Below are 13,107 nucleotides of genomic sequence, written 5' to 3'. Positions count from 1 at the left end.
TTGGCTTGGTACCGTGTTTTATCCCTTCACCTTGAGCTTCCAGCCCACTGCTTCCCAATAGTTTTTCTCTGTCTCCAAATCTGCAGCAAGCAGGGTATTCTGGTTTAACCCGTTTTCTGGAAAGGTGAGTGACCAGCAATCATCGTTGGTCTCAAGTTTGACATCCGTTACCGGCTCCCCACTTCGCTGAACGTTGAGTACACAGGCCAGACGCAGTGAACGGATAAGTGGATAAATGTGTTTTACTTTGAACAGGGTGAACTCAGGCATGTCTGCCAGCTTCAGCGCTTTGCGGTGAAAACGGGTCAGGGTAGCCAGTACGGTTTGTTGCTCCTGATTAAAACCGGGCAGGTTGGTATTTTGTAGGATATAGGCAGAATGCTTATGAAAGCCTGAATGGGCGATACTGAGGCCAACTTCATGGAGTAATGCTGCCCAGCTCAGCAAGATAGCCAGCTCAGCCTTTTTCGGACTGAGCTGCGGCTCTGCTTGAAGGTAAAAATGCTCAGCGATCTGCTGCACATTCTCTGCATGTTGCAGGTCAATATGGTATCGCTGGGCCAGGTCTGCGGCAGTACGGCTTCGGATGTCACTGTGTTGAAAGCGTTCTTCCATTTCGTACAGCAGTCCTTCACGCAGTGCACCGCTGGAAAAAACCATGCTGTCGATATTCAGGGCATGAAAAATCCCCGACAGGATTGCAAGCCCCGCTGCAAAGACCGGTTGCCGCTCTTCGGGTAAGCCCGGTAGAGTCAGTGCTCGGGCTGACTTAAACGTGATGACTTGATCAATCAGATCATCAAGGCGTTTTCGGGTGATGATGCCGTCTTCGTGTCCACTGGCGATCAGCACTTCACGAATCGCTTTTATCGTGCCCGAAGAGCCCATTGCTTCGTTCCAGCCACAATCTTTATATTGTCGGGCAATGCTTTCCAGCTTGAGTTCCGCGGTCAGTTGGGCTTGTGCAAAGCCTCTGGCAGAAATCTGTCCATCGTTGAAAAAACGCTGGTTGTAGCTGACACAACCCATATGCTTGCTGGTTACAAGGATCGGGTTAAAGCCGTTGCCGATCACCAGCTCAGTGCTGCCGCCGCCGATATCAACCACCAGTTTCTTACCTTCCCCAGGTTGGGTATGGCAGACACCAAGGTAAATCAGACGCGCTTCCTCTACCCCGGGAATAATTTCAATCGGGTAGGGAAAAACGTTACGGGCACGCCGGACAAAAACCTGGCTGTTCCTGGCCTCACGTAGGGTGAATGTGGCCGCTACGCGCACATTTTGTTCATCAAACCCCTGGAGACGCTCAGCGAACATGGCCAGACAATCGACACCACGATCAATGGCGGCATTATCCAGATTCTTGTGATCATCGAGCCCGGATGCCAAGCGTACACGCTGCTTATGGCGGCTGATGATTTGAAGGCTTTGCCCGACGACACGGGCAACGACCATGTGGAAGCTGTTGGAACCCAAATCAATCGCTGCAATTTCCCGTGGCTTTTCAGTCGGGGTGTAGTCATTCATTTTTTTGTTTGCCTGCTTGACGTTTTTCCGCGCGTTCTACGTGTTTAAGGTATTCGTAAATGGCGAGTTGTGAGCGTACTTTTTTGCGATTTCCGCGTTTAACGTAAGCGTTTGACATCTTTTCGTCGAGCACACGCGCTTTGGCCCGATCGAGAAACTGCAACTCGAGAATGTCCATAATGCGCTGTTTGAGGCGTTCATCCCTGATGGGCGCCCCCACTTCTATCCGGTTGTCAATGTTACGTGTCATCCAGTCTGCAGAAGAAATATAGACATCGTGATCGCCCCCGTTTTCAAATGCAAATACCCGGGGATGTTCAAGGAAACGGTCGACAATACTGATGGCTTTAATGTTATGGCTCAGTTCTTTTACACCTGGAATGAGTGAACACATACCACGGATGACCATGCGGATTTTTACCCCTTCATTGCTTGCTTTGTAGAGCAAATCTACCAGTCCCTTGTCGACCAGGTTGTTTACTTTCAAGGTGATCCCGGCTTTGCGTTTTGCCTTGGCATGCTCAATTTCACGCTCAATCAACCGGTATATCCTTGAACGTGAGTTGCGTGGGGACACAATCAGGTGTGAGAACTTGACCGGTTTGTACGGGTTTTCGATAAAGTTAAACACTTTACGTACTTCTGTGGTGAGGGATTTATCCGCGGTAAACAGTGAAAAGTCCGTGTAGATACGTGCGGTTTTTTCGTGGAAGTTCCCCGTACCGATATGGGCATATTCCTGAAGCCCGTCGTCCTCTCTGCGGGTAATTAAACAGAGCTTCGAGTGGATTTTAAGGCCTGGTGTCCCGAACACGACTTTGACACCTGCGTCGGTCAGCATGCGGGCCCATTCAATGTTGGCTTCCTCATCAAAACGGGCTTGCAGTTCCACCACCACGGTCACGCGTTTGCCGTTATTGGCGGCGTCAATCATGGAGTTGATAATGCGGCTGTTTTTCGCCACCCGGTAGATGTTTATGCGGATGCTTCTTACTTTCGGATCAAAGGATGCCTGACGCACCAGCTCGGTCATATGACGGAAGGTGTGGTAGGGGTAGTACAGCAATATATCCCGCTCGCGGATGGCGTCGAAGGCGTTTTTTCTGGTTGTGAAATCGGCTGATTCAATCGGGGGCAGCGGCGGGTTTTCCAGGTATTTCATCCCAACATTCGGAAAGCCGATGAAATCTTTAAAGTTGTGGTAGCGGGCACCGGGCAGCACGCTGTCATAATCTGAGAGTTTCAGCATCTGGATGATTTTTTTTACCATCTCATCGGGCATATCACGCTGGTAAACAAAGCGCACTGGCAAGGCAGTCAAGCGCTGGTCCAAACTGTCTGACATGTTTTCAAGCAGGCTGTGGTCGACTTCATTGGTCAGGTCGTATTCTGCATCCCGGGTCATTTTCATGGCGTAGGCTTCGGCACTGTCGTAGTCAAACAGGCCACTGAAAATTTCATCCAGACAGAGACGGATAATGTTGTCGAGCAGGATGATGGTTTTTCGGCGGCGTCTGCCTTTAGGCTCCGGCACCTTGATGAAACGTTCGATCTCATCGGTTGGGATTTCAATCAAGGCGTAATAGGGAAGCTGGTCTGCTTTTCTCAGTTCGATGGCCAGATAGGAGTAGGCATCTTTTAGAAATGCCAGCACATCCATGTCGTCTGTCAGGATAATCGGCGTGATGTGGGGGAGCAGGTTGCTGACAAAGTGTCTTTTCAGCCAGTTTTGCTGGTATTCGGTCAGTTGTCTTTCGTTGACCAGAAAGATGTGGCGCCGCGCCATTTCCAGCAGAATGTCGTTATAAAGGTGATCGAAATCCTGATTGAGTTTGAGGACTTTATTCTGGATTTTATTGAGGAGCTTTTTGGCTTTGTTGTCGCCACCTTGCTCCTCGTTGATCAATATGCGGCGCTTTACATCGGCAAACCGGACTTGGTAGAACTCATCGAGGTTGCTGGAAAAAATCCCCAGAAAGCGAACCCGTTCGATGATGGGGACGTTTTTGTCTGCCGCTTCCTGCAATACCCGTTCGTTAAAAGACAACCAGCTTAACTCTTTATCAATGTAAAGCGTCTCCTCGCTCATCTTTTTCCCTTTATTCTAGGTTATATCGCTTTCATCAAACTCCACGATCAGATCATCAGAAAGCTGTTCCAGTGCGTCACCAAGATCGTCCAGCGAGAGGGTGTTGGCGATGTCGAGATCAAACTCGGCGTTGAATATCACGCCGCCAAAATTGGCCGCGCTTTGAGTGTTTGTTTCCAGATTGTTGATGTTGATTCCAAACTTGGCAATTTCACGCGTGACTTCCTGCACTATCCCGGGGCGGTCGTTCCCTGTGACGGACAGCGTATGGGTGGTGGTGTCCATTTCTGTTTGTGGTGTTGCGTTTGCGATAAGGACATTTAAATCGGGAATGCGGTTCAGCGCTTCTTTGAGAGCATAAGCATTGTCTTCATTGATATCAATTTGGACAATGCCAGCGAATTTACCTGCAAGTTTACTCAGGCTGCTGGCTTGCCAACTTCCCTGATGCTGGAATACGGTATCGGAGAGCGTTTCTACCAGACCTGGGCGATCTGTGCCGATGAGGGTAATAACTAGCTGCTTCATGGTCGAATCCTTTACGTCAACAGCGGAAGGGGAAATGCTCATTATTAGAGCGGTTTGAAACCCCTGTCTACCTTGGGCGAAACAAGCACTTCCGATCTGTGCCTCATATCAATGTTAATCGAGACTATCGATGTTTTATTACACTTTGATTTCGGGTGAGTAATAGCGTCTTAGAGGATGGGCTGTCACATTTGTGTCATCAAAAATAAATATTATAAACCGCTTAACTAATCGATGAGGTACCAATGGCAAACGCCACCCATGCGCTGACCCAGGGAGACATCCGGCGGCGTTTCAAAGACAGACTTGCGCGCCTTTCCGTCACGGGTGGTGGCATTGCGGTGTTACTGGCTCTGTTGTTGATTTTCTTCTACCTCGCTTATGTGGTGTTGCCGCTGTTCAAAAGCCCGTCGGTTTCGGTTGATCATGTTCTGGATATTGGCTTTGAGCATCCTGCCGAACAACTGGGCATCGATGATAATAACCAGTTGGGTTATCGCTATTCTGATCAGGGCATGTTGACCGTTTTTTCACTGGAGGGCGAAGGCAATGTCGTCGCTCGTGAGCAATTGGCTGTCGCACCAACCAGCTTTTATTCTCCCCACCCTTATGCCGGGATCAGTGCATATGGATTGAAAGATGGCACTGTCAGCTTTCAGCACCTGCGTTTTCTTTCCCACTATGTTGATGGCGTGCGCACGTTTACTCCGGATATCCAGAAACTGGATAGCGTGAAACTTGGGAACGGTGACCCTATTTCCAGCTTGTCTTTTGCCCAGAGAAACAATGGCCGGGTGATTGCTGCGGTGACGGGAAATATGCTCAATGTGGTGATTGATAATGCGGGCAAAGAGCAACATATTGAATTACCGACTCAGATCGGTGCCAATGTTGTGATCACCCCCAATGGGCGTAAGCTGTTTGAATTAGCTGGCCATACGTTGAATGTGTATTCGCTTTCAGAGCGTGAGTTGACGCTGCGTGAGTCGGTCGATATTGCCGAAGTAACGGGAGCCATGCCTCAATCCATGACACTACTTGCCGGTGGCCATTCGTTGATGGTGCGCCTTGATGACGGCAGGATCACCCAATGGTTTGATGTGGCGAAAGCCAACCAGCGTTCGTTAACCATGGTTCGTGAGTTCGCATCAGAAAATGGTCTGCTGGCGGTAGAACCTCACCGCAGTGTATTCGTGAATCTATCATCCAGTGGGGCGTTGACGTTCTGGCATGCCCCGAGTGAAACCCTGGATGTATTCGATGTACCGGATGTTGCTGGTCAGATTGATGCGTTGGCTTTTTCTCCCCGTGCCGATCGTTTGCTGGTTGAAAAGGGCGGCTTACTGATCCTGCTGAAGGTGGATAATCCACACCCGGACGTGAGCATCGGTTCACTGTGGAAGAAAATCTGGTATGAAGGGTATGAAGCGCCCGGTTACGTTTGGCAGTCAACCTCTGGCAGTGAGTCGTTTGAAGGTAAGCTCAGTGTCATGCCGGTGGTGTTCGGTACCATCAAGGTGGCTGCTTATGCCCTGTTTTTTGCCATTCCTCTGGCGGTTGGTGGGGCTATCTATACGGCCTATTTTATGCCCGCTAGCATGAGGAAAGTGGTAAAGCCTACCATTGAAATCATGGAAGCGTTGCCCACGGTAATTCTCGGTTTTCTTGCCGGGCTCTGGCTTGCACCTGTTATCGAAACTCGCCTTCCGGCTGTGCTCCTGATGTTTGTCTCTATGCCGGTTTCATTCCTGCTTTCCGCAGTTATTTGGGCGTTTTTGCCTAAGGTTGTCCGCAAGAGATTGCCCCCCGGAGGTCACCTGTTTGTGCTGGTTCCTCTGATATTGGTGTTAGGTTATGTGTCACTCGCACTTGGGCCTTGGATAGAAAATACCTTTTTAGGTGGAGACAGCCGGGTGTTTGTCACTGACGTGCTGGGTGTAAATTTTGATCAGCGCAACGCCATTGTTGTCGGTATTGCGATGGGCTTTGCGGTGATCCCAACCATTTTTACCATTGCAGAAGATGCAATTTTTTCGGTGCCGAGCCACTTAACGAATGGATCACTCGCACTCGGTGCAACCCACTGGCAAACATTGACTCGGGTTGTGCTGCTCACCGCCAGTCCCGGGATTTTCTCTGCCATTATGATGGGACTGGGACGTGCGGTAGGAGAAACCATGATTGTGCTGATGGCAACAGGTAATACACCATTGATGGAATGGAATCCCTTTGAAGGATTGAGAACCCTGTCAGCCAATATTGCCGTGGAAATGCCGGAATCGGAAGTGGGCAGCTCGCACTATCGTGTGTTGTTTCTGACGGCATTCATTCTGTTCTCATTTACTTTTTTGTTTAACACTGTGGCTGAGTTTGTCCGTCAGCAGTTACGGGAAAAATACCGTGCCTTGTAACTTTATCATTTCCATCCATTTACTCGTTTTGGGGCCAGCAAATGCTTAAGCGGTTAAACAGCAGCTCTCCGTGGGTGTGGGTGACCGCCGGTATGGTTAGCCTGTGTCTGGTGGCGGTGTTGGGCGTGATGTTATTGATTGGCTGGAAAGGGCTTGCTTATTTCTGGCCTGCACCTGTGTATGAATTCAAGATAGAAACGCCCCACGGTGAGGATACGGTGTTTGGCCAGATTTATGGTGTTGAGATGGTTTCCCGCCAGCAACTGGAAGAAGCGGGTGTGACCCTGAAAGATCCTAATCTTGATGAGTATCAGCGCTTGCTTATCAAGGTTGCTAACCGGGAGCGGGAAGCGCACGATTTTATCTCAGTGCTGCAACAGGACATTCTCTTACAAACCGCAAATCCTCATATAGCGGTCATCGAACGCACGGGAAATGGGGTATTTTTTGGCATACCGGTTGGCTATATCGACGGCGGGGAACATGTGATTGATGCGCCGGATCACGTGTTTTTTGAACAGAAAATTGCCTCGGCAGATACCCGTAGAAAAGCGATTGCCCAGATTGAACAGCGTGAGATTGAGACGGTTAATTATCAGCTGACCGCGCTGAAAAATGAGAGGTCCGCTTATATCAAAAAGAGACAAGCGGTACCGGCAAAAGTGGAAGAAGGAATTGCAACGCTGCAGCTTCGCTATCAGTCATTGGAAGACGTGCTGATGCAGCGGCGTAATGAGCTGTCGCTGGACCGTTTAGTGGTGAAAGACCGCCATGGCGAGACCGTTACTATCGCATTAAATGACGTGCTCCGGCTTTGGTATCCTAACGATATGGATTGGCCTGAAAAGGTGACACATTGGGCACAGCAAATTGCCCATTTCGTGACGGAAAACCCACGTGAAGCCAATTCTGAAGGCGGCGTGTTCCCGGCGATATTTGGCACGGTATTGATGGTGTTACTGATGTCTGTCATGGTGACACCGCTTGGTGTATTGGCAGCGGTTTACCTGCATGAGTACGCAGGTAAGAATACCTTTACCCGCATTATTCGCATTGCCGTGGTCAACCTTGCCGGTGTGCCATCGATTGTTTATGGCGTGTTTGGCCTTGGATTTTTCGTTTATTTCGTGGGAGGCAGCATTGATTCGCTGTTTTATTCTGATGCGTTGCCAAACCCGACATTCGGTACGCCGGGGATACTATGGTCATCTCTGACACTGGCTATTTTGACCCTTCCAGTGGTGATTGTTTCTACTGAAGAGGGGTTAGCGCGTATTCCAACGTCGGTTCGCCATGGCTCGATGGCGCTTGGAGCGACACAGGCTGAAACCTTGTGGCGCATCGTATTACCGATGGCAAGCCCTGCTATCATGACCGGATTGATCCTGGCGATAGCGCGGGCGGCAGGTGAAGTAGCTCCTTTGATGTTGGTCGGTGTGGTAAAAGTGGCTCCGGCGTTGCCGCTGGACGGTCACTTCCCGTTTTTGCATTTGGACAGAAAGTTCATGCACCTTGGCTATCATGTTTATGACGTGGGCTTTCAGAGCCCGAACATTGAGACGGCAAGGCCACTGGTTTATGCCACTTCACTGCTACTGGTGACGGTAATTGTTAGCCTCAACCTGGCCGCGATCACTATTCGTAACCATTTGCGGGAAAAGTACCGCGCGCTGGAACAAGAGATTTAGGAAGACTTGGGTTTAAACGAAATGATATCTATCAATGCCAATATTGGATTACCAGGTCCGGTCGATCTCTCATCACTTCCCGATGAGCAGACCGCATTGGTGATCCGTAATCTCAATCTGTATTACAGCAATACCCAGGCATTGTTTGATATCAATATGCGTATTCCCAAAGGAAAGGTGACAGCATTTATTGGTCCGTCCGGTTGCGGCAAATCAACCTTGCTGCGCTGCATCAACCGTATGAACGATTTGGTAGATGGGTGCAAAGTTGAAGGTGAAATCCTCTTGCATGGCACCAATGTGTACGATGAATCCATCGATGTGCCTGCGCTCCGTCGACAGGTTGGTATGGTGTTCCAACGCCCCAACCCGTTTCCCAAGTCTATCTATGAGAATGTGATTTACGGTTTGCGCCTACAAGGCGTGAAGGAGGTACGTACGCTGGATGATGCCGTTGAGCGCTCGTTACGTGCCGCGGCCCTTTGGGATGAAGTCAAAGATCGCCTGCACGACAATGCGTTTGGTTTATCGGGTGGTCAGCAGCAGCGGTTGGTGATTGCCCGTGCAATTGCGATTGAACCGGAAGTGTTGTTGCTTGATGAGCCGACATCCGCACTTGACCCAATTTCTACGTTGACGATTGAAGAGCTCATTAACGATTTGAAGCGTAAATACACCGTGGTCATTGTGACACATAACATGCAGCAGGCCGCACGCGTCTCTGATCAAACCGCCTTTATCAACTTAGGCAAATTGGTAGAATATGCCGATACCGACACACTGTTTACGACACCGAAAAACAAACAAACCGAAGATTACATCACCGGCCGTTATGGTTAAGGAAACACACGCAAATGGATAATCAAAATATCAGTCGCCACATTTCCGGTCAGTTTAATACTGAGCTGGAAGCAATCCGCACCCATGTGCTGGCAATGGGGGGGCTGGTTGAGCGTCAGTTAACGGACGCACTGCGTGCGATACACTATCAGGACATCGAGCTGGCAAAAAAGGTGATCCGTGAAGATCATAAAGTCAACTCGATGGAAGTGGCTATCGATGAGGCTTGCACCCGTATCATTGCTAAACGTCAGCCGACAGCTGGTGACTTGCGGTTAGTGATTGCCATTATCAAAACCATTACCGATCTTGAGCGAATCGGTGATGTGGCTGACAGCATCGCGAGAATGGCGCTGGACAATTTTTCCAATCACCAACAACCATTCTTGGTTTCGCTGGAAAACCTTGGTCACAAAGCGGCGCGGATGTTGCACGATGTTTTGGATGCGTTTGCCCGTATGGATGTGGACGCAGCGATGCAGGTTTACCATCGTGATGATCACTTGGATAAAGAGTATGAGGCGATTTTACGCCAGTTGATGACGTACATGATGGAAGACCCACGCTCGATTCCCAATGTGCTTAAAGTGATGTGGTCAGCCCGTGCTATTGAGCGGGTAGGAGACCGCTGCCAGAACATCTGTGAGTACATTATTTACTTTGTGAAAGGCAAAGATATCCGCCACACCAACAAAGAGCAGTTGGAGAAAATGCTGAAATAGCGATTGTCTGGATACAGATCTGAGAGACAATAAGAAACCCGCATCTGCGGGTTTTTATTGCATAACTTCAAAAAAACCGGAACTTGGTTGATAGTCCCCTTTCATGCCAATCAACAAACTATTGTTGTCGAAAGAGAGGATCAGCTCTTTTTGTTCAGACTCTTCATGTCCGGGTTTTACATATTGAACAAAATACCAAGTTTTAGGATAGCCAGATTCGACTAGCATTGGTGAACCAAGCAAGAATTTAACTTGCTCTTTGGTCATACCGAATTTGAGCTCTTCAACCGCATTTTGGTCGATGTAATTTCCCTGATTGATGTCTATGCGGTAAACCAGCTTGTTGGCCCAAGAGCAACCTGAAAGGCTGATCAGAACAAGTGCTGCCGTAACGATCTTTTTCCAATGCATGACGTCTTACTTTATGTCCCAAATAAGAAATGATAATAAACGAGCTGGTGATAGAAGTAAAAAATTCTTGTCTCAATTTTCCTATTCAACTGTGCATTTTGGAATAGTTTGTTTTCTCAGGCAGTAACCAGTAATTCCTTGGCGTTTGCCAGTGTATGCTCGGTAATTTCACTGCCACCGAGCAAGCGTGCCAACTCTTTGACCCGCGATGGGGTATCCAGCGGGATCATGCTGGTGGTGGTATTGCCTTTCACACTGGTCTTGGCCACAAACATCTGCTGATGGCCGCAACCGGCAACCTGCGGCAGGTGTGTGACACACATAACTTGTGTGGATTCACCGAGTTTGCGCAGCAGCTTACCAACAATAGCGGCTGTTGGGCCACTGATGCCTACATCCACTTCGTCGAAAATCAGGCTTGGGGTATCAACTTTCTGTGCTGTTATTACCTGGATGGCGAGCGAGATACGTGACAGCTCCCCACCAGATGCCACACGCCCTAGTGCCTGCATGGGTTGGCCGGGGTTAGTAGAAACCAGAAACTCGATATTGTCGATTCCCAGCGGTGATAAGTGGCTGGTTGGCTGGCTATCAAGGGCGATATGAAACTTGCCGTTTTCCATACTGAGTTCATGCATGCTGGCTGATATCAGATTGTCCAGCTCTTTGGCATAACGTTTACGGCTCTTGCTGAGTTTTTCTGCAGCGACCAGACATGCCTGATGTTTTAGATCTACATTAGCGGTCAGTTGATCAATTTGATTGTCACTGTTATTCAGGTTTTCCAGCTCATTGACCAGAGCTTGATGGGTAACGAAGAGTTCCTCTGGTGATACCTGATGCTTGCGCGACAGGCGCATAATGGTTGCCATGCGCTCGTCCAGATAACTCAGCCGTGCCGGATCCATATCCAGGCGATCCATATAACTTGAGATCTCATGGCTGGCTTCCTGCACCTGGATACACGCTTCATCCAACATCTGGGTCAGTTCATTGAACCGGCTGTCCATCGCGGCAAGCTCTGCCAGTTTTTGCTGGGCAAATTGCAGCAGTTGCATGGCGTTGTTTTCTTCATTATCGCTCAGTGCCTGCAGCACACTTTGACTACAAATGGCGATGTCACCGCAATTTGAAAGACGACGGTGCTCTTCCTCAAGCTCTGGGTATTCATTTTCACCCAATGCCAGTTCGTTGAGCTCATTGACCTGATACTCCAGCAACTGGCGCTGTGCTTCCAATGCTTCTTTGTTTTTCTCCAGTTGCTTGAGCTCATTTTTCGCCGCGCGCCAGTCCTGGTAGCGTTGTTGCATTGTGGAGAGAAGGTGCTGGTGGCCTGCATACTGATCGAGCAGTGTCAGCTGGTAATCATTTTTCATCAGCAGTTGGTGGGCATGCTGGCCATGGATATTGATCAGGTGCTGTCCCAGTGATTTTTGTTGGGAAGCCGGAACAGGATTGCCATTGATATAGGCGCGAGAGCGGCCTTCTTTAGAGATAACACGCCGCAAAATACATTCCTCACCATCGGCCAGTTCATTGTCTTCAAGCCAACGTCTTGCTGCCGGGTTATTTTGCAAATGAAACTGCACCACAATGTCGGCTTTATCTTCGCCGGGACGAACCATGGCAGCGTCAGCGCGATCGCCTAGACATAAGCCTAATGCATCAATCGCGATCGATTTACCCGCACCGGTTTCACCGGTAATAGTGGTCATTCCCGGCTGGAAGTCCAGCTCGAGTGCTTTAACAATGGCAAAGTTTTGAATTGTGATGTGTGCCAGCATGACTATATACCTGTATTTATCACCACCTGTTGTTTTGCACAGTATATACTGTGTTTGTATACAGTAAAGATGTTCAGGAATGAATTTGCCATCAAATTGTGATGCGGGTTGAAAAATGAACAGATGGCAACTCAAGCATAAAAAAGAGCAGTCTAAACTGCTCTTTTTTATCGATATGTTCTGTTCCCTAAAATAGCTTACTGGACCAGCCCAGCTTGGTACGCAGAGTTTTGTAATAACTGTAGTTTTTGGGATGAATCAACTTAAGCAGTGAAGGGCTGCGGTAAATGTGTACTTCATCACCCGGGTTTACCGGCAGGGAAACCTGGCTGTCGCAACTGACTTCCAGTGTGCTGCCATTATCCGGCGACACCACCAGTTTGATATGGCGCTTGGCATCCACCACCAATGGCCGGCTTGATAACGTGTGAGGAAACATCGGCACCAGCGAGATAGCGTCAATACTGGGCGACAGAATGGGTCCGCCACCAGACAGGCTGTATGCGGTGGAGCCCGTCGGTGTAGAAATAATGATGCCATCTGAGCGTTGAGAAAACGCGAAGTTGTCATCGATATAGACTTCAAACTCAATCATATGGGCTACTTGCCCCGGATGAAGGACAGCTTCATTGAGCGCGGCATTGTGGCTTTTTATCTGGCCATGGCGGTGCACTTCTGCTTCTAAGAGAAAGCGGTGATCTTCCACGTATTCGCCTGCCAGCACCGAGCTTAATGCGTTTTCATAGTCATCAGGATCGAGATCGGTCAAAAAACCGAGGTTGCCCCGGTTTACACCGACAACAGAAATATCAAAGCGGGAAAGGACACGGGCAGCTCCCAGCATATTGCCATCACCACCAATCACAATGGCAAGATCAGCTTTTGCGCCCAAAGAGAGCAGGTCGTGAAAATCTTCGGCAGGGATATCCAGGTAGTTATCAAGCCTGTTGTCGATCAGCGTGCGATAACCTTGATGTGTCAACCATTTATAGAGGCTTTCATGGGTTGCAACCGCGTCGGGGTTTCGCGGTTTTCCGACCAAAGCAATAGTGTTGAAACGCTTTGCCATCTTATTGATCCTGCACTGTTTAGTGGCTTGAGTATAAG

10 protein-coding genes are annotated in these 13,107 nt (G+C 49.1%); 4 read left to right on the top strand and 6 right to left on the bottom strand.

The genetic code is table 11. The features are described from left to right. Window positions 1-18: 18 nt before the first annotated feature. Genes ppx through AC6IB1_RS14480 form a run of 3 tightly spaced genes read right to left on the bottom strand, consistent with a single transcriptional unit; the run spans window position 19 to window position 4,144 of the window. Entirely contained in the window at window positions 19-1,527 is a 1,509-nt protein-coding gene (ppx, locus tag AC6IB1_RS14490) for an exopolyphosphatase (RefSeq protein WP_497567241.1), read from the bottom strand. Continuing rightward, window positions 1,520-3,616 carry a polyphosphate kinase 1 gene (gene ppk1, locus AC6IB1_RS14485; RefSeq protein WP_497567240.1) on the bottom strand — a complete coding sequence of 699 codons (2,097 nt, stop codon included), beginning with the start codon at window positions 3,614-3,616 and terminating at the stop codon, window positions 1,520-1,522. The genes ppx and ppk1 overlap by 8 nt, the downstream gene beginning before the upstream one ends. Window positions 3,617-3,631: 15 nt before the next feature. Further along, on the bottom strand, window positions 3,632-4,144 hold the full coding sequence (locus AC6IB1_RS14480; protein ID WP_497567239.1) for a glycine cleavage system transcriptional repressor: 513 nt from the start codon (window positions 4,142-4,144) through the stop codon (window positions 3,632-3,634). A gap of 245 nt (window positions 4,145-4,389) precedes the next feature. Between AC6IB1_RS14480 and AC6IB1_RS14475 the strand changes: the two genes are divergently transcribed. The 4 genes from AC6IB1_RS14475 to phoU are packed head-to-tail and all read left to right on the top strand — an operon-like array spanning window position 4,390 to window position 9,805. After that, entirely contained in the window at window positions 4,390-6,555 is a 2,166-nt protein-coding gene (locus AC6IB1_RS14475; protein ID WP_497567238.1) for an ABC transporter permease subunit, read from the top strand. Between the two features lie 41 nt (window positions 6,556-6,596). Next, entirely contained in the window at window positions 6,597-8,243 is a 1,647-nt protein-coding gene (pstA, locus tag AC6IB1_RS14470; RefSeq protein ID WP_497567237.1) for a phosphate ABC transporter permease PstA, read from the top strand. A 21-nt stretch (window positions 8,244-8,264) separates the two neighbouring features. Continuing rightward, entirely contained in the window at window positions 8,265-9,083 is an 819-nt protein-coding gene (gene pstB / locus AC6IB1_RS14465; protein WP_497567236.1) for a phosphate ABC transporter ATP-binding protein PstB, read from the top strand. A gap of 14 nt (window positions 9,084-9,097) precedes the next feature. After that, the gene (gene phoU, locus AC6IB1_RS14460) at window positions 9,098-9,805 is read left to right on the top strand and encodes a phosphate signaling complex protein PhoU (protein WP_005507032.1); all 708 of its coding nucleotides are present in this window, start codon (window positions 9,098-9,100) and stop codon (window positions 9,803-9,805) included. A 54-nt stretch (window positions 9,806-9,859) separates the two neighbouring features. Here phoU and bamE read toward each other — a convergent pair whose 3' ends face one another. The 3 genes from bamE to nadK form a co-directional block, all read right to left on the bottom strand. Then, complete coding sequence (gene bamE, locus AC6IB1_RS14455; RefSeq protein ID WP_497567235.1) at window positions 9,860-10,216, bottom strand: outer membrane protein assembly factor BamE; 357 nt, start codon at window positions 10,214-10,216, stop codon at window positions 9,860-9,862. A gap of 116 nt (window positions 10,217-10,332) precedes the next feature. Beyond that, window positions 10,333-12,000 carry a DNA repair protein RecN gene (gene recN, locus AC6IB1_RS14450; protein WP_497567234.1) on the bottom strand — a complete coding sequence of 556 codons (1,668 nt, stop codon included), beginning with the start codon at window positions 11,998-12,000 and terminating at the stop codon, window positions 10,333-10,335. 187 nt (window positions 12,001-12,187) lie between these two features. Next, window positions 12,188-13,069, bottom strand: a complete 882-nt coding sequence (nadK, locus tag AC6IB1_RS14445) for an NAD(+) kinase (protein ID WP_497567233.1) — start codon at window positions 13,067-13,069, stop codon at window positions 12,188-12,190. Between the last annotated feature and the right edge of the window lie 38 nt (window positions 13,070-13,107).

This window comes from Grimontia sp. THUN1695 (assembly GCF_059704325.2).
This window is presented reverse-complemented; position numbering and strand designations above follow the sequence as displayed.